The 26,028-nt window shown below is 48.5% G+C and carries 22 protein-coding genes; 5 read left to right on the forward strand and 17 right to left on the reverse strand.

The window, feature by feature from the left end; genetic code table 11:
- Positions 1 to 10 precede the first annotated feature (10 nt).
- Genes N8M53_RS10670 through rppH form a run of 3 tightly spaced genes read right to left on the reverse strand, consistent with a single transcriptional unit; the run spans position 11 to position 3,605 of the window.
- Entirely contained in the window at positions 11 to 817 is an 807-nt protein-coding gene (locus N8M53_RS10670; RefSeq protein ID WP_420066611.1) for a sulfite exporter TauE/SafE family protein, read from the reverse strand.
- Positions 817 to 3,075, reverse strand: coding sequence for a phosphoenolpyruvate--protein phosphotransferase (ptsP, locus tag N8M53_RS10675; RefSeq protein WP_269578766.1), 2,259 nt, complete (start codon positions 3,073 to 3,075; stop codon positions 817 to 819). The genes N8M53_RS10670 and ptsP overlap by 1 nt, the downstream gene beginning before the upstream one ends.
- Positions 3,076 to 3,092: 17 nt before the next feature.
- The gene (gene rppH, locus N8M53_RS10680; protein ID WP_077772288.1) at positions 3,093 to 3,605 is read right to left on the reverse strand and encodes an RNA pyrophosphohydrolase; all 513 of its coding nucleotides are present in this window, start codon (positions 3,603 to 3,605) and stop codon (positions 3,093 to 3,095) included.
- Between the two features lie 635 nt (positions 3,606 to 4,240).
- On the opposite strand from rppH, the gene mutH reads away from it, so the two are divergent.
- The gene (mutH, locus tag N8M53_RS10685; protein WP_269578767.1) at positions 4,241 to 4,915 is read left to right on the forward strand and encodes a DNA mismatch repair endonuclease MutH; all 675 of its coding nucleotides are present in this window, start codon (positions 4,241 to 4,243) and stop codon (positions 4,913 to 4,915) included.
- A 50-nt stretch (positions 4,916 to 4,965) separates the two neighbouring features.
- Here mutH and N8M53_RS10690 read toward each other — a convergent pair whose 3' ends face one another.
- Complete coding sequence (locus N8M53_RS10690; RefSeq protein ID WP_269578768.1) at positions 4,966 to 5,268, reverse strand: DUF6482 family protein; 303 nt, start codon at positions 5,266 to 5,268, stop codon at positions 4,966 to 4,968.
- Between the two features lie 199 nt (positions 5,269 to 5,467).
- Here N8M53_RS10690 and N8M53_RS10695 point away from each other — a divergent pair, with 199 nt between their 5' ends.
- A complete protein-coding gene (locus tag N8M53_RS10695; protein ID WP_269578769.1) occupies positions 5,468 to 6,502 on the forward strand; it encodes an NADP(H)-dependent aldo-keto reductase in 1,035 nt (344 codons plus the stop codon).
- Between the two features lie 90 nt (positions 6,503 to 6,592).
- Here the strand turns inward: N8M53_RS10695 and N8M53_RS10700 are convergent, their stop codons facing one another.
- The 8 genes from N8M53_RS10700 to N8M53_RS10735 form a co-directional block, all read right to left on the reverse strand.
- Complete coding sequence (locus N8M53_RS10700; RefSeq protein WP_269578770.1) at positions 6,593 to 6,823, reverse strand: hypothetical protein; 231 nt, start codon at positions 6,821 to 6,823, stop codon at positions 6,593 to 6,595.
- A 413-nt stretch (positions 6,824 to 7,236) separates the two neighbouring features.
- A complete protein-coding gene (locus N8M53_RS10705) occupies positions 7,237 to 8,169 on the reverse strand; it encodes a GNAT family N-acetyltransferase (RefSeq protein ID WP_269578771.1) in 933 nt (310 codons plus the stop codon).
- Between the two features lie 108 nt (positions 8,170 to 8,277).
- Positions 8,278 to 9,210, reverse strand: coding sequence for an EAL domain-containing protein (locus tag N8M53_RS10710; RefSeq protein WP_269578772.1), 933 nt, complete (start codon positions 9,208 to 9,210; stop codon positions 8,278 to 8,280).
- Positions 9,211 to 9,612: 402 nt separating this feature from the next.
- Entirely contained in the window at positions 9,613 to 11,508 is a 1,896-nt protein-coding gene (locus N8M53_RS10715; protein ID WP_269578773.1) for a methyl-accepting chemotaxis protein, read from the reverse strand.
- 31 nt (positions 11,509 to 11,539) lie between these two features.
- A complete protein-coding gene (locus tag N8M53_RS10720) occupies positions 11,540 to 12,103 on the reverse strand; it encodes a hypothetical protein (RefSeq protein WP_269578774.1) in 564 nt (187 codons plus the stop codon).
- A 129-nt stretch (positions 12,104 to 12,232) separates the two neighbouring features.
- Positions 12,233 to 13,750 (reverse strand): LuxR C-terminal-related transcriptional regulator, encoded by a 1,518-nt coding sequence (locus tag N8M53_RS10725; protein WP_269578775.1) that lies wholly within the window; start codon positions 13,748 to 13,750, stop codon positions 12,233 to 12,235.
- 211 nt (positions 13,751 to 13,961) lie between these two features.
- The gene (locus N8M53_RS10730) at positions 13,962 to 15,518 is read right to left on the reverse strand and encodes an alpha-glucoside-specific PTS transporter subunit IIBC (protein ID WP_077639110.1); all 1,557 of its coding nucleotides are present in this window, start codon (positions 15,516 to 15,518) and stop codon (positions 13,962 to 13,964) included.
- A gap of 51 nt (positions 15,519 to 15,569) precedes the next feature.
- Positions 15,570 to 16,898 (reverse strand): 6-phospho-alpha-glucosidase, encoded by a 1,329-nt coding sequence (locus N8M53_RS10735; RefSeq protein WP_269578776.1) that lies wholly within the window; start codon positions 16,896 to 16,898, stop codon positions 15,570 to 15,572.
- A 168-nt stretch (positions 16,899 to 17,066) separates the two neighbouring features.
- Here N8M53_RS10735 and N8M53_RS10740 point away from each other — a divergent pair, with 168 nt between their 5' ends.
- Entirely contained in the window at positions 17,067 to 17,786 is a 720-nt protein-coding gene (locus tag N8M53_RS10740) for a GntR family transcriptional regulator (protein WP_269578777.1), read from the forward strand.
- Positions 17,787 to 17,869: 83 nt separating this feature from the next.
- Positions 17,870 to 18,301: a PACE efflux transporter gene (locus N8M53_RS10745; protein ID WP_269578778.1), complete on the forward strand. Its 432-nt coding sequence runs from the start codon at positions 17,870 to 17,872 to the stop codon at positions 18,299 to 18,301.
- A 33-nt stretch (positions 18,302 to 18,334) separates the two neighbouring features.
- Here N8M53_RS10745 and N8M53_RS10750 read toward each other — a convergent pair whose 3' ends face one another.
- From N8M53_RS10750 to xerD, 5 genes are all read right to left on the reverse strand, one after another.
- A complete protein-coding gene (locus tag N8M53_RS10750; protein WP_269578779.1) occupies positions 18,335 to 19,672 on the reverse strand; it encodes a sigma-54-dependent transcriptional regulator in 1,338 nt (445 codons plus the stop codon).
- Between the two features lie 235 nt (positions 19,673 to 19,907).
- The gene (gene lysS, locus N8M53_RS10755) at positions 19,908 to 21,416 is read right to left on the reverse strand and encodes a lysine--tRNA ligase (RefSeq protein ID WP_269578780.1); all 1,509 of its coding nucleotides are present in this window, start codon (positions 21,414 to 21,416) and stop codon (positions 19,908 to 19,910) included.
- A 26-nt stretch (positions 21,417 to 21,442) separates the two neighbouring features.
- Positions 21,443 to 22,541 (reverse strand): peptide chain release factor 2 gene (gene prfB, locus N8M53_RS10760; protein WP_269578781.1). Its coding sequence is split into 2 segments (ribosomal slippage): positions 21,443 to 22,465 and positions 22,467 to 22,541, totalling 1,098 coding nucleotides; the frame shifts between segments, so codons are not numbered across the junction.
- A gap of 94 nt (positions 22,542 to 22,635) precedes the next feature.
- Positions 22,636 to 24,366, reverse strand: a complete 1,731-nt coding sequence (gene recJ, locus N8M53_RS10765; protein ID WP_269578782.1) for a single-stranded-DNA-specific exonuclease RecJ — start codon at positions 24,364 to 24,366, stop codon at positions 22,636 to 22,638.
- A 21-nt stretch (positions 24,367 to 24,387) separates the two neighbouring features.
- Complete coding sequence (xerD, locus tag N8M53_RS10770; RefSeq protein ID WP_269580029.1) at positions 24,388 to 25,236, reverse strand: site-specific tyrosine recombinase XerD; 849 nt, start codon at positions 25,234 to 25,236, stop codon at positions 24,388 to 24,390.
- Positions 25,237 to 25,428: 192 nt separating this feature from the next.
- Between xerD and fldB the strand changes: the two genes are divergently transcribed.
- Positions 25,429 to 25,947: a flavodoxin FldB gene (gene fldB, locus N8M53_RS10775; protein ID WP_269578783.1), complete on the forward strand. Its 519-nt coding sequence runs from the start codon at positions 25,429 to 25,431 to the stop codon at positions 25,945 to 25,947.
- Positions 25,948 to 26,028 lie beyond the last annotated feature (81 nt).

Here is a 26,028-nt window from a genome sequence, read left to right on the forward strand (position 1 = left end):
ATGGGATCCTTTATTTCAACAACATGCTGGCGCCGACAATAACAAGAAAGACGGCAAAAATACGTTTTATTTGCGCAGTGGGTAGCCTCACCGCCAGTTGAGCACCAACCCGTGTCATCAACACCGACGTTGACACGACGCCGAGCAAGGCAGGCAAATACAAATATCCGACACTGAGCGCGGGCAAGGGTTCCGTTTGACGCCAGCCCAACCACACAAAACTCACCATGCCACCCAGCGCTAACACCGCGCCCCCCGCCGAGGCACTGCCAATGGCTTGGTGCATACTTACTCCGCGCCAGTGCAGGTATGGGACGGTAAAAGAGCCTCCCCCAATCCCCGCTAAGCTGGAGAGCGTACCGATCAGCGTGCCCGCACAGGACAGTCTCAGCCAATGCGGTAAAGGGCGCGCGCGATAGGGACGCCGATTGAGCAACATTTGAAGCGCCATGGCAAGCACTATCACGCCAAACAGGCGAGGCAACCAGTCGTGTGGCAGGCGATCAGCAAGCCCAGCCCCCAAGATGCCGCCAAGCATCATGCCAGGGACGAGCGCTTTGACCGCCTCAAGGTGAACATTCCCCAGACGAAAATGGCGCCAAGCAGAGGCACTCGACGTCAGTACAATAGTGGCAAGTGAGGTGGCGAGCGCAATAGGCATCACCACAGTAGGGGCAATACCGAACACGGGAAGCAAAAAGGTAAGGGCGGGCACCACGACTAAGCCCCCACCAATACCCAGCAGGCCAGATAAGGTCCCTACACAGGCCCCTAGCAGCATACACACCACAAACAGCAGCACGGTGAGGCTGGTGATCATCGCAGCTGTCCGATTTTGACCAACGCCTCTAATCCTTGCCCGGCCAGAAAAGCTTCAGTGGCAGCGCGGATCTCGCTGGGGTGATCCAGCGCCAACATCTGATTGGCCTGCATGACCAAGCGCTCATGGGGTAAGCGGCTTAGCAAATACTTAATTTTGGCCACGTTGCGGGTATTCATACTCAGTTGGTGATACCCCAACCCCACCAGCAAAGACGCCCCCACCGGATCGCCGGCTAGCTCTCCACACACACTAACCGGAAGCTGATGACGCGTCCCCACCGCGGCAATCGACGCTAATGCGTGTAATACCGAGGGGTGCAGCGCATCAAAAATATCAGCCACGCGCGCATTGTTGCGATCAACGGCTAATAGATATTGAGTGAGATCGTTGGTGCCGACTGAGAGAAAATCTACATCGCGCGCAATGCTGTCGAGCTGATAGAGAATAGAGGGAACTTCAACCATGATCCCCAATAAAGGGATATTGATACTTTGCCCTGCTTGGTGGGCATCTTGGCTGACCTCTTGATAAGCTCGGCTGATGAGCGCTTTTGCCTCCAGTAGCTCGTTACGTCCCGAGATCATGGGTAACAATAGCTTTAAATTATTGAGGCCTATACTGGCACGTAACATCGCACGTACCTGAATTAAAAAGATATCTGGATGATCGAGGGTAAAACGTATCCCCCGCCAGCCTAAAAATGGATTGTCCTCTTCAACACTTAAATATGGCAATGGTTTATCGCCACCAATATCCAAGGTGCGCATTACCACAGGTTTATCGGGATAACTGGCAAGAATGGCTCGGTATTGTTTGACCTGCTCGTCTTCAGACGGAAAACGGCGCTGCATCAAAAATGGGACTTCCGTGCGGAACAACCCAACCCCATCAACGCCCTGATTGATTGCAATCTGACTATCGGCGCTCAGGCCAGCATTCAAATGCACTTCAACACGTGTGCCATCCTGAGTTTGTCCCGGGGCCGCCAGTGCGGTCTCAAAGGTAGATTGCAGGCTCGCTTCTTCTTGAACCAGGTGCTGATACTCATTGATCAATGCCTCGGCAGGCTCGATCATGAGCACCCCTTTATGGCCATCGAGGATCACGGTTTTTTGATGAAGCTTAGCAGGCGAAAAGCTGACGCCCATTACCGCCGGGATCCCTAACGCACGCGCCAGAATCGCCGCATGCGAGTTCGCTGCCCCTTCTTCAGCGACAACCCCTGAGAGCAATGCGCGCGGGATTGACGCCAGCATACCCGCGGTTAACTCCCGAGCAAGCAGCACGATAGGCGTCGAAATAGGAGGAGGACTGCCCGCCGGGGCGATTAAAAAGTAAAGCAGCCGCTGTCCTAGCTCTTTGACATCGCCGGCACGCGCTTTTAGGTAAGGATCATCCATTGCGGCAAAACGCGCGGAAAAGGCTTCTACCGTTTGTCTCACCGCCCACGTTGCCGCATCTCCCTGCTGGATCCGCACCGTCATGTCCTCACGCAACATGGGATCGTTTAGCAGGTGCACAAAGAGATCAAAAATCGCCAACGCGTCTTTTTGTAGCTCCTTGTCGAAACGCTTACGCAAGCGACGAAACTCGGTACTGGCATCATCAATCGCAGCATCCAGCCTGTCGAGCTCTCGCTGGGTATCCAAATGGGAAGCGGGCGCCACCTCTTCAAGCCGCGGTTGCGAGTCATCACACCAGGCTTGTGCTATCCCTATCCCTGGCGAGGCCGGCATCCCTTCCAACAAGACCGGAGATGAGGCCCCTTGCCAGCCACCTTGCGCATGGGCATGGGCAAACACCACCGCCAGCTGCGCAGCCAAGGTCACGAGAAAGGACTCTTCACTCTCATCAAATTGGCGAGGTTGATGTTGCTGCACCACCAGCACCCCAAGTACCTTTTTGCGATAAATGATCGGGGTGCCAAGAAAGGATTGAAACGCATCCTCACCAGTGGAGGGGAAGGGTTTAAACGCGGGGTGTTTGCGCGCATAGGCAAGGTTTAGCGGTTCAGCGCGCTTGCCAACCACGCCGACCAAGCCTTCACCAAATGCCATCGACACTTGCGCGGACGGATCCAAGCCTTGCGTCGCCATGAGTTCAAATCGTTGGTCTTCGGCATTGGCAAGATACACGGAGCAACACTCCGTGCGCATGGCCACGCAGGTTTGTTGCACTAAAGTGTGTAGCGCCTGATCAAGATCTGAAGACGCGGCCACACTTTGCACAATATTCCTTAACTGCGTGAGCACCCACTCTCTCCTTACACTTATCCTCGCTTGTGTCGACGCCGAGGTTTGCGTTCTTTAAACGGCATCGCAAGTGGCGCAAATTCTTTCATCGCGCGCCGATAAACCTCACGCTTAAATGCCACCACTTGTCGCACTGGATACCAATAACTCACCCAGCGCCAACCATCAAACTCAGGTGTACCACCACGTGTGACGTTGACACGTGATTCTTCACACTCAAGTTTTAGCAGAAACCACTTCTGCTTTTGCCCAATGCACACGGGCTTGGAATCCCAGCGCACCAAGCGTTTGGGTAACTTATAGCGCAGCCAATGTCGACTGGTCCCTAAGATGCGTACATCTTTCTTGGTCAGGCCTACCTCTTCATACAGCTCCCGGTACATCGCTTGTTCAGGGCTTTCCCCTTCATCGATGCCTCCTTGTGGAAACTGCCACGAATGCTGACCATATCGACGAGCCCAGAGAACTTGACCGTGGCCGTTACAAATTACTATCCCCACATTGGGACGATAGCCATCGCCATCAATCACTGGACGACCTCAATGATAAATCTCTACTGAACCTGATTTTTTCACAAAAAGCGGTAAGGGGTAAACAAACATTGTGGATTGACCTTTGTTTTTGCGCACTCGTCGTCATCTGAGGATAACTTAGGGTCTAACAGGAAGTTATAAACATAGCAATGAGAGTTTGCGCACATTTATTCACGCTTTCTGTGGATAGATTTGTGAAGAAGCCTAGAAAAAGTTCAGATGTCGAGCACTTAAGGATCTTCTCATCTAAAAAAAATGAACAAAAAAAACAAACTAATTCATTATAATCAGGTAGATAAAAACAAATGACACCAGAAGGATCTTTCACAAGATCGAGCGATCATCATATAAACACAGATCGCTCAAAGATCCACCAGTCAGTAAATTATCCACATCGATAGCGCAAAAAAACGTCAGTTAAGGTGGTGAGTCGCTTTTTATCGCTGCTAAGCTACTGTATATTTGATCATGACTCGAATTCGCTACTTAAAAAGTTACTCCGCTGTGGATAACCTCAGACGAGACAGGTTGCTCCCCTCTTACCGGATCCGCTTGCAGCCCACATCGCAGTTCTTGATAATGGCAGCTCTTGATAATGCGCACCCGTAACCGACTCTGCAGGATCCAATACAGTGACACCAGCCCCAGCATCAGAACAAATATTGATGGAACGTGCGCTCGCCTTGGCAGGTCTTACACTCGGCGAAGTGAGTGATGCCCAGTCAATCCGCTGTCCAGAGACGCTTGCGCGGGAGAAAGGTTGGATTGGCATGTTGCTCGAGACCAGTTTGGGAGCTAACGCGGGCAGCAAACCCGAACAGGACTTCGCACACTTAGGCATTGAGCTAAAAACGATTCCGGTCACTGGCGATGGTAAGCCGCTGGAAACCACCTTTGTGTGTGTGGCGCCACTAACAGGGATAGCCGGGGTGCGCTGGGAAAATAGTCATGTGAGGCAAAAGCTGTCACGAGTCTTGTGGATCCCTGTTGAAGGCGAACGCGATATACCTGTATCACAGCGCCGAATCGGCACACCACTATTATGGTCCCCCAGCCAGGAAGAAGAAGCGCAACTGCGTGCCGATTGGGAGGAGTTAATGGATTGGGTGGCTCTAGGCCGCGTAACGGAGATTACAGCCCGCCAAGGTGAGTCTCTCCAATTGCGCCCCAAAGCGGCCAACGGCAAAGCGCTGACCGATGCTTTCGGCCCCAATGGTGAGCCGATCCGTACCTTGCCCCGCGGCTTCTATTTACGCACCCAGTTCACGCACCAGATCTTGCGTCGTTACTTTGTGGATCCGAAGTAAGTGTCAATCCACACGCATGATCACCACATCCTGTGCGTTTAGGTAAAACATCAAAAACGAATTGGCATATCTTCTCGACAGCCTGGCTCTCCGCCCGTGGCAAACTCATCGTAAGGATCCATCAAGCGTAATACGCCCTCTTCAATCCCTAACGCTTTAAGTTTCTCTCCCACTTGCCCGACATGATCAAACTGCATCACCTCACCGGTTTGGTCCGAGCGTAAAGGTTCTAGTTCATGCTTCACTTCAACTTCGACCGAGTATTTTGCGCCGCCTGCATGGGCCATTATATAACACTGAGGGCATGAGCGAGGATCCGCGCGCATCCATGCTTTGAGTTGTGAGTAGTTCATCTTACCTTCCTCTAGGTTACGCTTTCTCGTGTCCATCATGCCTAGCAATAACACCGCGCTCAGACCAATACGATCGGACAACCCATTTAGTAATGGTCAATATTTAACCAGCTGTCAAGCCACCGCTAAACCGCTTTCGATCATTTTTAAAATTCTCTACTATGGACTGCCATAGGTCGATTGCAGACAAGGAGAAAGGATGCAATACCACCGTTTGCCCCATTCCTCGCTAGACGTGAGTAAAGTGTGCTTAGGCACCATGACATTTGGTGAGCAAAATAGTGAAGCTGACGCCCATGCACAGCTCGATCTTGCCTTTGAACGGGGCGTTAATTTTATTGATACTGCTGAAATGTATCCCGTTCCCCCCAGCGAACCCACGCAAGGGTTAACCGAGCAATACATCGGTAGCTGGTTAGAAAAATCCGGGAAACGCGATCGTGTTATCCTCGCGACCAAAGTGGCGGGGCCACGCAATGTGCCCTATATTCGTGACAATATGTCACTCAACCGACGCCATATCCATCAAGCCGTTGAAGATAGCCTGACACGACTAAAAACCGACTATATCGACTTGTATCAAGTGCACTGGCCACAGCGGCATAATAACTGTTTTGGTAAGCTTAATTATCCGTATCAAGATGAACACTCTGGAGTCACCATCCTCGATACACTGGATGCACTGAATGAACTCGTCCAAGCAGGAAAAATTCGCTATATCGGTGTCTCAAACGAAACCCCTTGGGGGGTGATGCGTTATTTGCATCTAGCAGAGAAGCATAGCCTCACACGTATCGTCTCCATCCAAAACCCTTATAATTTACTTAACCGCACCTTCGAAGTAGGCCTGTCGGAAATCAGTCATCATGAAGGGGTCGAGTTGCTTGCGTACTCGCCGCTGGCGTTTGGCGCGCTGAGCGGAAAATATTTGCAAGGCGCACGCCCGAAAGGGGCCCGTTGTACACTGCACCAACGCTTCGCGCGCTACTTTACCGAATCAGGGCAAAAGGCCACGCAAGAATACGTCGATCTTGCCCAACGCCATGGCCTCGATCCGGCACAGATGGCACTCGCGTTTGTCAATAGTCGTCCCTTTGTCGCCTCTAACATCATTGGCGCCACAACGCTAAAACAGCTGGAGACGAATCTCGATAGCTTGGATCTGACGCTGAGTGACGATGTGCTTGCCGGTATTGATGAGATTGCTAACCGCTATCCCAACCCCTGCCCTTAGATCGCAAACGGCAGCCAAGTTGGCTGCCGCGCAGTGTTTTATTCGATGATAGGGCGGCGTATCAACCGATACGCCGCTTTCTGGGGCCCATTATAGCCACCGCCATCGTCGTCGCCATGTCACAAGATAACGTTTTGCCGCAAACTGTGTGCTAACGGGCAAGGCATCTTGCTTGTCAGGTGCAATACCAATATCACGCTGTAGGTGACGATTTAACGCCACATCTGTGTAGCGGTAACGGTGTGTACTCACACGACGTTGACGAATCAAATCCAAACGAACCAGCGCTTGAGCTAAAGGTAGTAAAGATAGTTGAGTCATGATGGCTCTCCTTTTGGGTTATAGGAGGCCACAGGCATAAAGCGAGGTGGTACTGCAAATTAGCCGCGTTATACCTGCGGCCAATTACAGTTGGACGCAGAGTCAGATGCGTGAGCGGGTATCCTGAGCCAAGTGGTTGGCACAGTGACGCGCAGAGGCAAAAATGACATCGAGTTTTTTCATCGGAAAATAAGTCATGGCATTTACCTCCTAGGCATGTGAATCTGCGTGAATGGAGTTAATAGTATTCAATAACTTATAACTAATATCAATAAGTTATATTAATGTTGTTCAAATAAAGCGCAACGCTCTGTCTAGCTATAAAGACATGGGGGATTATGCGATTAATTATCTCTCAATTTGATAATTCGTAGACATTTGTCCCGCCGCTGTCGGCGTATATGAAACCACAGTTAATCAAGCTTGTTGAACGAGTAATGATTTAACGTCCTATAATGCGAAAAACCAGCTTGGCAATAGAAATACTTGAGCCCATCGCCATAAGCTCCCACATATACATGCCTGAAGCCTTGATGCTTCAGCGAGGTCATGACAAAACGCAGCAGAATCGTTCCTATGCCTTTTCCTTGATATTGAGGTGCGACAGCAAACGGTTCCAGATACACACTATTATCGGCATGATTTTGCCATCCAGTACACGCGGCAATCACTGTGTTTGGATAGAGTGGATCGACTAAACAAAAATCTAAATCCTGACGATAATTAGGTGCGTTTTCCGTCGTTTTATAACTTGACAATAAATCATAATGCGAGCGATCCTGAAACGCCCAAGCGACACATTCCATCCGGCTTTCATACAAGCAGGGATCGACGAGAGTGCTAAGTAGATAATGACTGGTTGCCGAAGACTGCGTATGTTGATTTAAGTCACAGACAAGCAAATACTCCTGCCCGATATCCTGATCGAAACCATGCTCTTTAAGTAACGTTATTAGTAGGTTATCATCTTGATCCGCCCAACATGTCATCCTTTTTCGTCCACCTTCTAGGCAATAATTCGTCTCCATTGCCCAGCCCAGCATTTGCTTAAGTGAAGCATATCGATGCTCTGAAGCTGCAAAGAAAAAGCTGTTGAAATCGGCAGCCTCAGACAGAGCGATGCCCACTAGCTTGCCATCACTATCTCGCCACAACGACACATGGTCTTCCCAGTCAGTAATCCCTCTCTTCTCGAACAATGGTTTAACCAAATATCGCGCATATTCAAACCGGCTCGGGTGCCAGCAAGCATCTACCGTCCTCTTTTTAAACAACGAATCAAAAAAGCGTTCCACTTCATTAAAAGCATCACTATGATATTTACAAACGTTGAGTGGGCTAGTCATGTGCTTTCTCTATTACCTTATATCTATACAAAGTGTCATAAACACATGACAAAAAACATAGTACTTAGGGGCTAATTTCTACACTGTGATTACTAATACAAAATACATTTACACATTTTCTTCCGTTAACCACCAATGTGGGGGTTGTGGTCGATACATATAATACCCTTGCACATAGGGGATCGTTATTTCTTTTAATTTACTCACTGTCATCTCATCTTCTACCCCTTCTGCCACGATCTGTACCCCTTCTTTTCTTCCATAGCCACATAGGTAGGTTAAAAAGTCCAGACAGGGTTGTGAGACAGAGGATTCACTCACTAGCTTTTTGTCTAGTTTGACTTGATAAAGAGGAAGGTTGAACAAACTGGTGATTGCACTCATTCCTGCACCAAAATCATCAATCGAAAGCTTAAATCCAAATTGATTAAGCTTTTCGAGCACTGCGTTAACTTTCATCCCTCCGTCCAATGGATAAGACTCAGTGACCTCCAATACGATGCGTTCAGGGGATAAGTGGTACATTTTGACAATATTGAGAATATCTTCGACGACATTAGGATAAGTGAGTTGTTGAACTGAGATATTAATGTTAATCATTGGTCGAGTCTCAAACAACTTATCGTAATCAGTGAGGAATTGGCAGGCTTGACTGAGCACCTCTAGACCGAGTGCATGGATATGACCCAAATGTTCAGCAATAGGGATAAACTCATCAGGAGATATTGGCCCCATGATAGGATGCGTCCACCTGGCGAGGGCTTCAAAACTAAATATTTCTCCGCTTTTTACCTCAACGATCGGCTGTAAAGCTATATGGATACCGCATTCTTTAATTGCGTTTATGAGCGAGTCTGTGATCTCAAAATTCCGTTGCTCTCCGCTACATAACCGTTTATCAATGGTCATATCAAAACCAATCATATTTTTTAAAGACTGTTCATAACTCGCCTTTTTCACTTTTAGCCCAACTTGTCGACAACAAGCGATGCATTGAGGCTTATAGGCCTCCTTGGAAATACCACTATAAGCCTCCAGCATATTTCTCCCCTAAAAAAACATTATAAATAGCTAGAGTAATAATCTCGCTACCAGTTTTCGAAAAAATAACCCGCAACAATAGCCTAGTATGCACATGGATGAGAGCTAAAGTAGAGCTTCAACAAGGCCGCTTCCATATCAAAGCTTTTACTTCGGCACCCATGAATAAAGCCTCGCATATCTTGACGTATCGGCTTATATTTTGGGTTATCTAACATGCGTTTATAGTAAACAAGCAACAAACGCTTCCGCTCCTGTAAAGAAACATACTTGTCTACACTGTCAATGTAGGAGTAAAGTCTTATTAAGCTATTCACAACAAGTTCAAAAAAAAGCCGCTCTTTTGTGTCATTTATGGCGTCTGACATATAACGGTTGCCATCCATCAACACCGACCTCGTTTTAAACTCTGAACCGCTTAACCGTTTCATGCAGGCGTGAGTTCAGACGACCAATTTTCTCGGCTTCTTCTGTGACCACATCACTCCCTTTGCTAATTGACGCTACAATGGTCTTAATCCTATTCATGTTTTCGCTGATATCCGCAGACACCGCTGATTGCTCTTCAGCCGCTGTTGAGATTTGCGTACTGGCATCGTCGGTCTCTTTTGCGTACTCCGCCATCGTTCTCAAGCTTGTAGCCACCTGCTCTTGACCGGAAGCCGTATCAACACACATTTCTTTTGTACGATTAATCGCTGCAGACATTTGTTCGCTGCTATCTAGTAGCGCAGAAAGCACCTTATCGATTTCCTTGGTACTGTCCATTGTCCGACTCGCTAACGTCCTGACTTCATCCGCGACGACCGCGAAGCCTCGTCCCTGCTCACCGGCACGCGCCGCTTCTATTGCCGCATTAAGCGCCAACAAATTGGTTTGCTCTGCAATTTCTCCAATTACTTTCAATGCGTCATTAATGTTGTCACTGCTGGCGTTCATGTCGCTTACCAAGGCAACAGAGGCTTCCATATCTTCTAGCAAGCGCTCGTTGAGCGACTGCGCTTTTCTCACCACTTCTTCTGATTGCGCACCTAACTCTGCTGCATCTACAGTGATCTGGGACGCTTTGACCGCGCTTTGTGCGACAGAATGGGCGGTACTGTTCATTTCTTCAATGGCTGTTGCAACTTGCTCAGTTTCAACCGAGTGCTGACCCATACTCTTAGCGTTTTCTTCGGTAAGTGATTGCAAACGCTCGACATTATCGGCTAGCCCTAAGGAGACCTCGACGATATCAGCAACGGCGCGATGGACTTTATCAATAAATGCATCAATACCTCGACCAATGTCACCCAAGTCATCATTGCGCTCAAGGTTAAGACGTTTAGTGAGATCGGCTTCACCACTGGAAAGATCCTCTGCCAAGACACGAAGAGAGGTGATAGGGCGGTACAGTTTATTGATCAACAGATAGAAAGCAGCGATGGCTGCCAGGATGCCCGCGAACACCATGAGTATTGTGGTGGTGCGAGTTTTATAAATCGGCGCAAATGTTTTTTCGTCCTCTAGAGCGACGCCCAAAAACCACGTTGTATCAGCAATCTCTAGCGGTACCGAGAAAAATACTTTTTCAACTCCCCCATAGGTATACTCTTGATACTTGGGTTGAGTACTATTGATAACAACCCTCGCAACATTGGAAAAGCCCGCCAATGATACGGCTTTCTCACCATTAGAAATATTTGGACTTGATGAGGCGAGAATGGTCGAGTGTCCATCCATAATCACCGCGACTGCCCCATCCATTTCTTGGAAAGACTCAACCGTCTTATTCATTTTTGACAAGTCAAAATCAAAAGAGAGGACATCGTTTCCGACTTGAGTGGCCATCGACATCCACACTTTTTCGGCGCCTTTGTAAGCGCGTGTTGTCGCAACGCCATTTGTCGATACGGCGGCTTTATACCACTCTCTATTTCGTGCATCGCCTTTATATATGTGTCCTGGCCAGTCGGCACCCTGTTGATTCCAATAAGCCTGACCATTTTTAGAAGTGAACACCACACTATCCGTGTTCGTCGAGGCCGCGATATGCTTGACCAGCGCTATTTTATCATCTGGTAAAGGGTTGCTTTTGTAGTATTCGGATAGATTTGATAGGACACTTTCTTTTTCATCAAAGTAGGAGGAAATGGTTCCGGCATTCGCTTCTACATATTCCCTAACCGTTTTCTCTTTATCCTGCTTAAATGCGTCATAGACATTAAGATATGTCAAAAGACTGACCACACCCAATGATAAGGATACCAATATCAACACTCCCATAAGGAGCGATTGTCTAAACCCTAACTTCTTCATTCCCCTCTCCCATCAAACTGCTATCTAGGCATTAAAATTTATACAAGACACCAAGAGAAAACAGATAGTTATCATCAACTTCCTGTCTAGAGTCTGTTATATATACATCATCTTGCGAGGACTCATAGCCGAGACGAGACATAACATGAATGTTTTCGCTTAAGGGTCGCGTCACGATACCGCCAAGCTCATACCCCCACTCATGCCCAAAGTCTTTTGGCTCATCACTCTCATCGACATCGAACTCATAATGCTTATAGGTGAGTCCCCCGTATAACCCTGCTTGGATACAGGCATAATCACGCGTTAAGGTCAAACCAAGGGAATAGCCTGTTTTATCGATACCCTCTAATGATAGATGGCTTTTATGCTCTATCGCGTCATAGCTCCACCCAGCATAGATTGAGGTACCCTCTAACAGTTGATAGTAATAAGTAAACTGAGCGCCGTTCGCACGTCCGTCGACTATTTCTCCACTGTCATAGAGAGAGTGTCTATACTCAATTGATATTGCATTATGTGTGTTAGAGTAAGCAGAAAATGAAGCACACGAGGCCAGCAGTAATAGCAAGTAAACAGCAGGAGCATTCATCATAAAAAAAACCAAGTAAATAGAACTTACTCAGAGACTACCGCTCGGCACTATATGGATAAATGGTACTCTGGTACGAAATGAAAGGAAATTTAAAGAATAATAAAACCAGGCCAATTTATTAACAAAAAATCATAACAAGTCATAACGCCCCTTAACACCAAGTTTTTTATATATATTATTCGCATGGGACTTAACCGTGTTGATGGATATATTTAGTGCACTAGCAAGATCTTTGTAAGAGTAACCCAGCTTAAGCAGCTCCACGATTTCTCTCTCCTTTTTAGATAAAGCATGACAGCTTGTACCCTCTTTTTGTAAATCTATGGCTTGCATACTTCGCTTCAAACAGACAAAAAGAATGGGCGGCTTGAAGTCACAAGGTCTATTTCTCAAGTAATTTCTAATTTGCTCTTGATAAAAATGCTCAACAAAAGACGCTTTTACAATGCACGGTAGCCTGACACGTTCGTCTCGACATCGAGCTAACTCATACAGCGAGTAGAAATCGGGGGTATTCCAAGCTTCTGATACCTGGTTATACTCGTAGACCGAGATGAGTTTTCTCTCAAACGCAACAAAGCTCTTAAAGGAGAACCGCTCTCTTGATACCTCGATTAGCATATTACAGTACAAAGAGTATATCTGATAGAAACAGTTATCAGCAGATGATAAATAATCACGCTTAAAGCGAGTTATATATTTATCTATGGTGTGTAAACCTTTCCCTGCCCACAGTGATGAAATGATAATAGCTACCGTTGTCATGTACTCCATTTTATGTGTTCGGTAAGGTAGTAGGGTGTATAATTCATACCGGCCCAATGCGGTCTCGTGACTATCACTCATTGCCGCGCAAAGAATATTGAGGAAATAACCATAATACAGGCTAATCCAACGCTTTCGCCTTTGGCATAAGGGAAGGAGGTTTTTAAGCAGATGTTGGCAATCATCAAATCGGCTCAGAAGAAATAGTTCTTGAGCAGTTGATGTAAGTAAGTCAACGGCTTCTTCGTCATCAATGTCAATTTTACCAAGCTGATACTTTTCAAAAAACAAATCAACACTGAGTGTTTCACCGTGCTCTAGCCGACGCACGATATGATACAAGACTATTTCACCATAGCTACTGGAGTCTGGGCTGTCATTACCAAAAAAAACGTTATAACATAGTTTAGCTTGTTCAAACTTCCCAAACACAAGATATATTTTAATCGCTTTGACGAGCACTCTCCTTTCTAGATTGAACCCTTGCCGCATCAGCTTGTTCACTAAGAACAGTGGCGTTTCACTTAAATTAAGATCAATCATGACCTGTAAGATCACACTCACGTAATGATTCACATTACTCTCATGCTTCAGCAAGTTTTCATATAATCGATTTACTCCTTCTTTAGGTAACACACTTACAAACCTGAAGACTCTATCATCATTATCGATGATCGATAGAATTGTTTGCCAGTCAAGACCCGAGAGCTCTCTCCCTAAATAACAATACTCATGTCCATTTTCTCTAATATTCTCCTTTTCATTAGATAATTTCTTTTTGACAGTATCCCTATAAGGGAAAGCGCAACGATCTAAAACATCGTAAGTAATAACCCTACTCAACTTAAAGGCTAGTAACAGCTCTTCTTCAATTTCAGACATTACACACTCTCAGTGATTATTCGATGGCCAAACTGAGTATCGCCTCAAATTGGGCAACAACTTACTCAGACTCACACGACTTTTCGTAACCAACGAACATTACCACTAGTAACACTTTAATCAATAGTACCTAAGTACGATTAATATTAGCCTCAATGCATAAGAGCGGTACTAAGTACCGCTCTTTATTGCTTCCAGTGAGGAGCACACTCTAGGCTCTCGTTAGTTGCGTCATTTCTTCGCGAACCTGCGGTACGGTTAAGCCAACAATAATTTGAAAGCTATCACCATTACGTACCATGTTTACTGCACCATGCTCTTGAAAATATTGCGTTTCCGCTACTTTTTCTGGCTCATGTACCTTGATACGTAACCGTGTGGCGCAATTGGTGAGCAGGGCTATGTTATCTTTGCCACCTAACCCTTCAATAAATGCGCTCGCTTGTCCGCCGTCAATCACACCGCTTGATGAATCACTCTGTTGCGCGCCCTTATAGTCGGCTTTGGTATAGAGCTTCGCCTCAGCGCTACCCCGACCAGGGGTGGGAATATCAAACTTCAAAATCAACGCGCGGAATACTACAAAGTAGATGGCGGTAAAACTCAGACCAATAAGCACTTGTGCAATATATGTGGTGCCATGCAAGCTGCCTAGCGGTAGCCAATTTTGAAAAATAAAGTCGATAAGTCCAGTTTGAAAGTTACCTGAGACACCAAACCAATAGGCGATGGTTGCCATGGTGGCCGCCAGTACCGCGTGGAGTGCAAACAACGCCGGCGCGATAAACAGGAAGGTAAATTCAATCGGCTCGGTGATCCCAGTAAGAATGGCCGTCAATGCCGCACCAAGCACCAAGCCGAGCACCATTTTCTTGTTTTCTGGCTTCGCGGTTGCGTAAAGTGCCATGGCAATACCCGTACAACCAAAGACTTTCCCCATCCCAGTCAACATTAAGCCACCTTGTGGGAATTGCTCGGTTAAAGGCGCAGGATTGCTGGCAAAGTTTTGAATATTTTGAATCCAATGGGCCACTGTGCCGCCATCCACCGCTACAGGTCCATAGAATACGGGGCCATAGACAAAGTGATGCAGGCCCGTTGGGATCATAATCCGCTCAAGGAAGGTGAACATCCACACCCCGAATGACCCCGCACCGACTAAAAAGGTTTGTAGATTATTAATGCCGTGCTGAATACTTGGCCAAGTAAAACAGGTGATGATCGCCATGAGTACCATGATTGGGAAGCTCACAATGACCACCAAGGGTGTGCCACCAAACACTGCCGCCCAGTTTGGCAGTTTTTTGTCGAAGAAACGGTTATGAACCCAAACGGAGAGGCTAGCAATTACGATGGCGCCCAATAGGTTAGTATCCAAAGTAAGTATACCGCCCACATCAGTAAGCCCACGCTCACCCTCCACATAGTTCACCCCAAGCTCAGGCCCCCAAAACTGTAAAATGCCACCAATCACATAATTAAAGGTGATGTATGACACCAGTGTGGCAAGCACTGCGCGCCCGGATGCAGATTTTGCCAGTGCTATCGGTAACCCTACTGCAAACACTAAGGCCATATTTTTAAACACCGCCAACGACGCTTGGAGAAGGATCGTTGACACTTTTACCCATGCACTGCCTTCCACTGCCCAAGGAAAGAGATCTTGGTTAAGCAGCATCACCGATAAGCCTAATAACATACCGGCTGCAGGAAAGAGGAGTACAGGGACAAACATTGCTGCGCCAAAGCGCTGGATCATATCTTTCATGATGATCGCTCCCAGATGTTGGCCCCAGATAGTGTCTGGGGCATCGTATTATTAATGAAATTGAGGTAGATAGTCCGCATTAACGCGTAAAAGCTCATCAACGATTTGTTGCGCTTTTGGCACATCCACGACGGTTCGATTGAGCGTGAGCGCGTTGACCAGTGTTTGTCGATCCCCGCTAAACCATGCATCAACGACCAGTTTTTCGTAGCCGAGTTGGCCTTCGATCAGCGCTTTTTGGAACGTAGGGATGGTTCCAACCGCAAAGCGTTTCGGGCCGTCATTGGTTAACGCTGCCGGAACTTCCACCATGGCATCATTCTGAATATTTGGGATCGCGCCATCATTCGGTACGATAACCAGATACGTCTCGCCACGGTTATAGGCCAAGGAGGCTGCTACACGCACCATATAGCGCCCATGGATGTCAGCGTGAAGGTGCTCATTAGCGGTGGTGCCCGCAGCAATGATGCGATCATTCAAGCTAAACACCCGCTTTTCTCGCCCATTAATTACTTGGCGCGCACGCGTGTTGGCAATATCTTCCTTTTCCACCATTTTTTCCGGATATAAGTAGTATTGCAGGTATGTATTGGGCAAGTACTGCGGATTGTCTTTTAGCATGGTTTGCATGTTTTTGAACGTTGCCTGCCATGAAGGGTCATCGGCAATTTCTGGATCAACAGCACTGATCCCCTCTTCCAAAATGATGCGTTTAATCTCATCGGTCAGGTCGACCCCTTCTCGGTTTCGTACCTTGGTAAACCACCCAAAGTGGTTCAGTCCAAAGTATTCCGGCACCAAATCCCAGATCTCGCAACCGAGTAATTGGGCATAACTCACCATAATGGCGGCAGGCATATCGCAGATGTTTAGAATGCGGTTGTCATGAGGAAATTCGCGCTGTAAGGCTTCAGCCACAATGGCTGCTGGGTTGGTATAGTTTAAAATCCAGGCATCTGGGGCAAAGTGACGGATGTCATTCACGAGAGTAATCATGTCACCTATCGAGCGTAGTCCATACGCCATACCGCCCGCGCCGCACGTTTCTTGCCCCACACAACCGTGAAACAGTGGTACCTGCTCATCACGCTCCCGCATGGCAAGGCCACCCGTGCGGATCTGAATAAAGAAGAAATCGGCATCTGAGAATGCCGTTTCTTTATCCGTGGTATAAACGAACTCTTCGACCTCAGGATAAGCCTCGCGCAGCAAGATCTCCGTCGCTTTGGCGTTTGAGGCTTGTCTTTGTTCATCAATATCATAGAAGGTGATCTTGCTGAGCGGAAAAGCTTCTTTTTCAGCAATCAAGCTATTGATCATCCCCAGTGTATAGGTGCTTCCACCTCCGACGATAGTAAGCTTTTGTGGTTTCATCATCGTGTCTCCTCTCAATATGTATCTTAAATGTATTACACATATAGCACTTTAAGAATACACAAAAGGGTGTTTATTGATCGAAGGCACAGTGAAAGTCTATTTATGTACTTTAAATGTATTATCGATCACAGTTTGTTATGATGGGACATGCAGCCAAAAGGAGCCGACATGTTGAAACCTCGCTACATGCAAATAGCCGATTTACTCACTGAGCAGATTAAAGATGGCACCTTGACACCAGGCGCGATGATGCCGACTGAGGCCGCGTTACAGGCCACCTATGACGTCAGCCGAGTCACCATACGTAAGGCGATGAAGGTGTTGGTTGATAACGATTTGCTCTACCGCGTCAGAGGTAGTGGCAGTTATGTAAAAGCCCCTAAAGCACAACACAATGCTTTTCAACTGATGGGATTTATCGAAGAAGTCTCAGCGCAAGGCAAAACGCCCAGCTCAAAAGTGATCGCATTTGAAACGTCACCTTGCAGCCACACCATTGCCAGCAAGTTAAACGTGGAGGAAGGGACGTTGATTTATGAAGTCCAACGTCTTCGTTTGATTGATGGCGAGCCAGAAATCCTTGAGTGCACCTACCTGCCGGTGGCCATGTTCACCGATCTCAGTATCGAAGTGATGCAAACATCAAAATACGATTATATCGAGCGACATAAGGGAATGCAGATCGCGAAAAGTCGCCAGTGTGTCTGGCCGGATAGCACATCAACCTCACTCGCCGCGCTCCTCAACACCAGTGAAAATTCGCCCATATTGCGGGTCGAATCAGTCAGTGAGCTTATAGACGGGACACCGTTTGAATATACAGTGAACTACTTTCGCTTATACCAGTACAGCTTTGAATTCATCGCTCACCGCCAGTCACCACAATGATCTGTTTCCTCGAGACGTCTCGGTTGCGTTGTTGAGTATGAGGTGTAGTCTGACCGGGTTACCTTACTTCGACGGGATATCTGATGCGAACAAAAGCAGATAGATGGCGCCATGCTATCGGTTTTGAATTAACGGGCTTGATCTTGGTGGTGTTAGGGCTCAACTGGATCCTTGGAGCGGGGATCGGTCATCTTGGGATCATGGGCGCGATTTTTTCTGTGCTCGCCACCCTTTGGAATTATGTCTACAACATTGGCTTTGATAAAGCGATGTTGGCTTGGCGGGGCTCAGTGCTCAAAACCTTACCGCTGCGTCTGCTGCATGCGGTGATCTTTGAAGCCGGTCTGCTGGTCGCAACCATCCCCTTTATCATGTGGTGGCTGTCGATGAGCTTTTGGCAAGCACTCAGTATGGATATCGGGCTCGTGGTATTTTATCTGGTATATGCGTTTGTTTATAACTGGCTGTACGACTATCTGTTTCCGATCCCAAATGCGCAATCCCAGCAGGGCTGAGTTTTCAGCCCTTAATATCACGAGTATAACGGTTTACTGACGGAAGGTACGTGGCGAGGGGATCAAGTTGTGTTTGTTCAATAGCCGATACATGGTCGCACGTGACACTCCGAGCTCTTTGGCCGCGGCCGATACTTGTCCCTTGTTTTCTTCAAGGACGGCGATCAGGGCGTCTCGCTCAGACTCTTCACGGATTTTACGTAAACTTTGTTTGTAATCGCCTTGGCGCGGAAGATCTAAGTGTTCCGCTTCAATCACCAGATGATCGGCCAACAATACTGCACGTTTCACCTGATTAATGAGCTCGCGCACATTACCCGGCCACGAGTAACTGCTCAACACACGCTTGGCCTCATCGGAAAAGGTTCTCGCTTGCGTGTTGTATTGACGTGCAAACTTAAGCAAAAAGTATTCTGCCAAATCAGGCACATCAGGCTGACGGTCTTTTAATGAAGGCATATTAATGCGCAGCACGTTTAACCGGTAATACAGATCTTCACGAAAAAGCCCCTCAGCCACGCGTTTTTCCAAATCCATATGGGTCGAGGCAATCACCCGCACATCCAGGTCGTGTTCGTATTTATCATGACTGATGTCCAAAGTGCCCTCTTGCAATAAGTGCAATAAGTGCCCTTGTAGATGCAGCGGCAGATCACCAATCTCATCAAAAAAGAGGGTGCCTTTGTGGCATTGACGAATTTTGCCACGCGAATGCTCGTCTCCCAATAACGCCTGCTGCATTTGTTCATCAGCAAGCGCTGAGCATTTAATCGATTCAAATCGCGCTTTCGCACGGGTTGAGGCATGATGAACCGCTTGCGCCACCAACTCCTTGCCTGTCCCACTCTCGCCGGCTATCAACACAGATACATCGGTGGGCGCGACACGCCTGACCTGGTCCCGCAACTTTTTCATCGCGGGACTGGCGCCTTCCAACCCCATATCGCTATGATCGCCGAGTTGCGGCCATACTTGTCGCTCAAGGCGCAACATACCCAATTGGTGGCCAATGGTGCTCATCAACTGCGAATTCGGGACTGGCGAGGTGAAGTAATCAATACAAAAGCTGACAATAAACTGGCAGATAGCTTCGTTATTGAGTTGGTTTTCTCGCACTAAGGCTAACCAGCGCACCTGTTTGTTACGATTAACAAGTGACGCCACACCGTTAAGACTGAAATCATCATGACTTAAATCGACAATACCTATACAAGGGCCGATATCTTGTAGCAGTGACTGCGCTGCTCGCAAATCATAACAGCGATGACAATGCCAACCAGCTTGCTCAAGGGTCGCTAACCAAGGCTCATAAGTCCCGCCGACAACGACGAGTGAGCTCAAGGTTTTGTCATTCCCCGAATCGAATCCCATAACACCTGCCTTACATCCATTCTGTCTTTTTTGCCAGCGAATCAAGCCCCTATTATAAAGAAGGGCACGTCCTAATCTGTCTCAATAAAGAGACACGCGATGGGTTGTAATACGGATAATTGTAGCCAAATATCTGAAAAAGCCAGATAAAATATTGCAGGTTTGTGAGAAGACAATGACGCAAGGCGAAAAAAAAGCGGCTCAATGAGCCGCTTGTGCTGTGGTCTGTCCAGTATTAGCTACCTTGCTGTGGGCGCATCGCTGGGAACAAAATCACATCGCGAATCGTATGCGTGTTGGTGAACAACATCACCAATCGGTCAATACCAATCCCTTGTCCCGCCGTCGGTGGCAAACCATGCTCGAGTGCGTTGATATAATCCGCATCGTAGTACATAGCCTCATCATCACCGGCATCTTTGGCGTCTACCTGGGCTTTGAAACGCTCATCTTGGTCTTCTGCGTCGTTAAGCTCCGAGAAGCCATTTGCCACTTCACGCCCACCGACGAAGAATTCAAAACGGTCGGTCACAAACGGGTTATCATCATTGCGACGTGCCAGCGGTGAAATATCTGCCGGGTATTCGGTGATAAAGGTAGGCTGAATTAACTGCGGTTCAGCCGTCTCACCAAAGATCTCTTCCAGCAACTGCCCAGTCGTCCAGAATGACTCAACACTGATCTTGAGTGATTTTGCAATCGAGGCGAGGTGATCACGATCTTGTACCGTCTCATACGTCAGCGCCTGGATCTCCGCATGATCAGGGTTATATTGCTTGATAGCATCGAGCATGGTCATTCGCGGATAAGGCCCTGCGAAGTTAATTTCATGCTCACCATAAGGCAGCACAGACTGTCCCATCACTTCCAGCGCCACGCGAGAAAGCATGTCTTCCGTGAGATCCATCAGATCATTGTAATCGGCATACGCCATATAGAATTCCATCATGGTGAATTCAGGATTATGACGCGGTGAAAGCCCTTCATTACGGAAGTTACGGTTCACTTCAAACACACGCTCAAAACCGCCGACGACCAAGCGCTTAAGATAAAGCTCTGGCGCCACACGTAAGTACATGTCGATATCAAGTGCATTATGGTGGGTGGTAAAGGGACGCGCGGTCGCACCGCCTGGGATGACGTGCATCATCGGCGTTTCCACTTCCATAAAGTGTTTTTCCACCATGTAATTACGGATGGCGGTGACCACATTCGAACGTACCTGGAAGGCGTGACGCGATTCTTCGTTGACAATCAGATCCACGTAGCGCTGGCGATAGCGCAGCTCTTGGTCAGCCAAGCCATGGAATTTTTCCGGTAGCGGACGCAAGGCTTTCGTCAGCAGTTGGTAGCGCTCCATGTTGACGTACAGGTCGCCTTTGCCAGATTTATGTAGCGCACCGTGCACACCAATGATGTCACCAATATCTAAGCCCTGGTACTCGGCTTTCAGCGCCTTTTGCACGTCTTTTGACGCGTAGGCTTGAATACGGCCCGAGACATCTTGTACCACCATAAATGGGCCACGTTTAGCCATGATACGGCCCGCAATGGTCACTTTATGATCCAGTGTTTCGAGTTCCGTTTTTTCCTTCTCGCCAAATTCAGCTTGCAAGTCAGCCGCTAAGTGCTCACGACGGAAATCATTAGGATGGCCGTTTGCCTTACAGTTTTCACGAATGTGAGTGAGCTTGGCGCGACGCTCGGCAATCAGCTTATTTTCATCTGGTAACTGGTCAGTCATAGAAAACCCTTTACATTAATTCGTCATTACAGGCCAGATTTGAGGCTGGCTTCAATAAATTTGTCCAAGTCGCCGTCGAGAACGGCCTGCGTGTTGCGGTTTTCAATACCGGTACGCAAGTCTTTGATGCGCGAGTCATCTAATACGTAGGAGCGGATCTGGCTGCCCCAGCCGATATCTGATTTGGCGTCTTCGTTGGCTTGTTTTTCCGCGTTTTGCTTTTGTAGCTCAAGCTCAAACAATTTCGCACGCAGCTGCTTCATCGCCTGATCTTTGTTTTTATGCTGTGAGCGATCGTTCTGGCACTGCACCACGGTGTTGGTCGGCACGTGGGTGATCCGAACCGCTGACTCGGTGGTGTTAACGTGCTGACCACCTGCGCCTGAGGCGCGATAGACATCAATCCGTAAATCTGACGGGTTGATATCAATATCAATGTTGTCATCGACTTCCGGATACACAAAGGCTGAGGCGAACGACGTATGGCGACGTCCTCCGGAATCAAATGGCGATTTGCGCACCAGACGGTGCACGCCCGTTTCCGTACGTAGCCAGCCGTAAGCGTACTCGCCAGTAATCCGAACCGTGGCAGACTTTAATCCAGCCACATCACCCTCAGACACTTCAATGACTTCAGCTTTGAAGCCTTTAGCGTCCGCCCAGCGCAAGTACATGCGGAGCATCATATTGGTCCAATCTTGCGCTTCGGTACCGCCGGACCCCGCTTGCAGGTCAATATAGCAATCAGACGCATCGTGCTCACCAGAAAACATGCGGCGGAATTCAAGCTTGGTTAGCTTGGCTTCAAGTTCCACCAGCTCCGGCTCCACTTCGTCGAAGGTTTCTTGATCATCTTCTTCGACCGCCAACATCAGCAATTCGTTGACGTCTTCGCCGCCTTGGGTCAATTGATCGATGGTTTCCACCACCGCTTCAAGGGAAGCACGCTCTTTACCCAGCGCTTGTGCACGTTGTGGCTCGTTCCACACGTCCGGTTGTTCTAATTCAGCATTAACTTCTTCTAGACGCTCTTTCTTGGCATCATAGTCAAAGATACCCCCGGAGGACATCGGTACGTTCGGCGATATCGGCGAGGCGATTTTTGATTGGATTAATCTCAAACATGGTCAAGCATCTTCATTATTAGCGGAAATTTAACCGCCGAATTTTAGCGAATTGTCGCGCCAATAAACAGGGCGTGATGGAAAAAGCCGCACATTTAAGCGGGTTCAAGATGCGAAATGATCAACTGGGCGCTGCGATTACCGCGAAACTCATTGATATCCAGGCGGTAAACGAGTCGTAGCGTCTTGGTGCTGGGATCGGGCCAGCGACGCAAATCAACGTTAAAGGCAATGGCGTCAATCATGGTGCCGCCGCCTTCCGGCTCGACCATCAATTTTAAGTGTTTGCCGCCCACCAGTTTTTGCTGCAGCACCTTAAAAATGCCATCGAACTGCGGCTCCGGAAATCCTTGCCCCCAAGGGCCGCCTGCTTGAATGGTTTCTGCCGTTTCCAACCCCAGCTCGTGACTTTGTAAGGGACCATCACTTAACAAGACACCTTTTAAGTCATCATCACTGACCTGCTCACGCACCTGCGTATCAAACTGCTTGGCGAAGGCCTCGAACTGGGTTTCCTCTATCGTGAGCCCTGCTGCCATGGCGTGGCCACCAAACTTTTTGATTAATCCAGGGTTTAATGTATCAATCCGATCGAGGGTGTCGCGCATATGCAAACCAGGAATCGAACGCGCTGAGCCTTTAATCAGCCCATCACCACCATCGGCAAACGCAATCACAGGGCGGTGAAATTGATCTTTTAATCGTGAGGCTAAGATCCCAATCACGCCTTGATGCCAGTCGCGCTGAAACAGCGCCAGCCCTACCGGCAACTCTCGCTCAGACTGCTCGGCAATCAAGCGCTCACACCAAGCCACGGCTTCTTGCTTCATTCCTTGCTCTATGTCTTTGCGAGTTTGATTGAGCGCATCCAACTCTGAGGCCATTCGTCTGGCAGCATGAATGTTGTCGCACAGCAACAACTCAACCCCAAACGCCATATCATCTAAACGCCCCGCGGCATTGATCCTTGGCCCCAATGCAAAGCCAAAATCACTGGCGACGAGCGTGGCCATATTGCGATTAGCCACCTCGATAAGCGCCTGGATCCCCGGGCGGCAACGTCCAGCGCGGATCCGCTGCAACCCCTGATGAACCAGGATACGGTTGTTACTATCCAAGGCTACCACGTCGGCGACCGTGCCCAACGCGACTAAATCGAGCAACTCGGCCAAATTGGGCACGGGTATGCCTTGCTGTTCCAACCACCCTTGGTCACGCAAATGCGCGCGCAGCGCCAGCATCAAATAAAAGGCGACCCCGACACCGGCAAGCGCCTTCGAAGGAAAACCACAGTCATCCAGATTAGGGTTCACCATGGCATCCGCCTCAGGCAGTGTCTCACCCGGTAGATGGTGATCGGTCACCAGCACCTGCATACCGAGCGCTTTGGCGTGCGCCACCCCTGCCAATGAGGACACCCCGTTGTCCACGGTCATGATAAGCTCTGCTCCCCGCTCTGCGGCCTGGTCGACCACCTCTGGGCTTAGCCCGTAGCCATCGTCAAAGCGGTTGGGTACCAGATAATCGACCCGAGTCGCGCCCATCATGCGTAAGGCTTTGACGGATAGCGCTGACGATGTCGCGCCATCGGCATCAAAGTCACCCACAATCAAAATAGACTGGTGCGCCTTTAACGCCTCAGCGAGCAAGTTAACCGCAGCATCAATCCCGGTTAACGCTTGATACTGATGCAGCCCAGCCACGCTGCGGTTGAGCTCGCTGTCTTCCTTTAAGCCACGGTTAGCGTATAAACGTTGCAATAATGGCGGAATGGCATCGCTAAATGCCGGCGTCACCGACGGCATACGTCTTTTTATTTCTATCATGAAGTTGTCACCAGTTATCGGTTAGCCGCGTGGGTGGTGTGTTTGATGAAGCTGCTTCAAACGCTCGGTGGCCACATGGGTGTATATTTGCGTCGTTGACAAATCGCTGTGTCCAAGCAACATCTGCACCACGCGTAAATCGGCCCCATGATTGAGCAAGTGGGTCGCAAACGCATGACGTAAAACATGGGGAGAGAGATCCTCCGTCTCGATCCCCGCCAACTGCGCGTAATACTTGATGCGGTGCCAAAAGGTTTGACGGGTCATCTGACGGGCACGTTTACTTGGAAAAAAAACATCGGTACTGGTCTCTCCCAGCAATACTGGGCGACTATACGCCAAATAGTGCTCCAGCCAATCCACCGCAGACTCTCCCATGGGTACCAAGCGCTCCTTATCTCCTTTACCAGACACTCGCACCACACCTTGACGCAAGCTTACATTTTCCATGGTCAGTCCGATAAGCTCCGTGACACGCAAACCTGTGGCATACAAAAGCTCTAACATGGCTTTGTCTCTGAGCTCAAGCGGATCGTCCGCATTGGGGGCGGTTAATAAGGCATCGATTTGCTCTTCTGTCAGATTTTTCGGCAGCCGCTTGGGCTGTTTCGGACTGATTAACGTGGCGCTGGGATCGTCGGGGCGCAATTTCTGTCGGTATACATATTGAAAAAGCCGACGCAACGCCGACACCATGCGGCTACGTGAGCTCGATTGGTAGCCCTGTTCATGCAACCAATATTGGTAGTCTTGCAAATCTTGCTTGCTGACGGCCACCAATGCACGGCTATCGAGCCAATGACACAGCTTGAGTAAATCGGTGCGATAGGAGGTCAAGGTGTTTTCGGAGAGCCCGCGCTCCATCCACATTGCATCCAAAAACTGTTCGATGAGTTCAATGTTGTTCGTCACGTTCAGCTCACTTGGTTATCCATCAGAAAAAGCACGCCCATTCTCGGCGTAATGGCCGGCGGCTATTATACAAAATGTCGCCTGCACTTGCTGGATCAAATTACCGTTGAGCAGGTAAACTGCGCCCATTACACACAAACGAGTCGCGCTATGAAAATCGGTCTTTTTTATGGTTCTACCACGTGCTACACCGAAATGGCAGCGGAGAAAATCCGTGACTTTATCGGTGATGACTTGGTCGATCTACACAATGTCAAAGAAACACCGCTCGCCAAAATGGCAGATTATGACCTGCTGTTACTTGGGATCTCGACTTGGGACTTTGGCGAGTTACAAGAAGATTGGGAAGCGGTTTGGCAAGATATTGATAGCCTTCAGTTACAAGGCAAAGTCATTGCCCTCTTTGGTTTGGGTGATCAGGAAGGCTATGCCGAGTGGTTCCTCGATGCCATGGGTATGCTCCACCAGCAGCTACAAGGCTGTGGCGCTCAGTTTATTGGTTATTGGTCCACCGAAGGTTACCGTTTCGACGCGTCAAAGGCCGTGACTGAGGATGGCAAACACTTTGTCGGTCTTGCACTCGATGAAGACTCTGAATACGAGCTCAGCGACGAGCGTATCCAAAACTGGTGCGAACAAGTGCTCGTCGAATATCAAGCGTTACTCTGATGATCCGCCTGTTTAACAAACAGACATAAAAAAACCGCGCTCAACCAGCGCGGTTTTTCTTGGCTACCATGTAGCGGTTAA

This window comes from Salinivibrio kushneri (genome assembly GCF_027286325.1).
GTDB classification, from domain to species: domain Bacteria; phylum Pseudomonadota; class Gammaproteobacteria; order Enterobacterales; family Vibrionaceae; genus Salinivibrio; species Salinivibrio kushneri_A.

Coding starts and splice junctions, on each gene's coding strand:
- N8M53_RS10690 (WP_269578768.1), bottom strand. CDS start 5,268: ATGAACTACTCACAACTCAAAGCATGGATGCGCGCGGATCCTCGCTCA.
- N8M53_RS10695 (WP_269578769.1), top strand. CDS start 5,468: ATGCAATACCACCGTTTGCCCCATTCCTCGCTAGACGTGAGTAAAGTG.
- N8M53_RS10700 (WP_269578770.1), bottom strand. CDS start 6,823: ATGACTCAACTATCTTTACTACCTTTAGCTCAAGCGCTGGTTCGTTTG.
- N8M53_RS10705 (WP_269578771.1), bottom strand. CDS start 8,169: ATGACTAGCCCACTCAACGTTTGTAAATATCATAGTGATGCTTTTAAT.
- N8M53_RS10710 (WP_269578772.1), bottom strand. CDS start 9,210: ATGCTGGAGGCTTATAGTGGTATTTCCAAGGAGGCCTATAAGCCTCAA.
- N8M53_RS10715 (WP_269578773.1), bottom strand. CDS start 11,508: ATGAAGAAGTTAGGGTTTAGACAATCGCTCCTTATGGGAGTGTTGATA.
- N8M53_RS10720 (WP_269578774.1), bottom strand. CDS start 12,103: ATGATGAATGCTCCTGCTGTTTACTTGCTATTACTGCTGGCCTCGTGT.
- N8M53_RS10725 (WP_269578775.1), bottom strand. CDS start 13,750: ATGTCTGAAATTGAAGAAGAGCTGTTACTAGCCTTTAAGTTGAGTAGG.
- N8M53_RS10730 (WP_077639110.1), bottom strand. CDS start 15,518: ATGAAAGATATGATCCAGCGCTTTGGCGCAGCAATGTTTGTCCCTGTA.
- N8M53_RS10735 (WP_269578776.1), bottom strand. CDS start 16,898: ATGATGAAACCACAAAAGCTTACTATCGTCGGAGGTGGAAGCACCTAT.
- N8M53_RS10740 (WP_269578777.1), top strand. CDS start 17,067: ATGTTGAAACCTCGCTACATGCAAATAGCCGATTTACTCACTGAGCAG.
- N8M53_RS10745 (WP_269578778.1), top strand. CDS start 17,870: ATGCGAACAAAAGCAGATAGATGGCGCCATGCTATCGGTTTTGAATTA.
- N8M53_RS10750 (WP_269578779.1), bottom strand. CDS start 19,672: ATGGGATTCGATTCGGGGAATGACAAAACCTTGAGCTCACTCGTCGTT.
- lysS (WP_269578780.1), bottom strand. CDS start 21,416: ATGACTGACCAGTTACCAGATGAAAATAAGCTGATTGCCGAGCGTCGC.
- recJ (WP_269578782.1), bottom strand. CDS start 24,366: ATGATAGAAATAAAAAGACGTATGCCGTCGGTGACGCCGGCATTTAGC.
- xerD (WP_269580029.1), bottom strand. CDS start 25,236: ATGTGGATGGAGCGCGGGCTCTCCGAAAACACCTTGACCTCCTATCGC.
- fldB (WP_269578783.1), top strand. CDS start 25,429: ATGAAAATCGGTCTTTTTTATGGTTCTACCACGTGCTACACCGAAATG.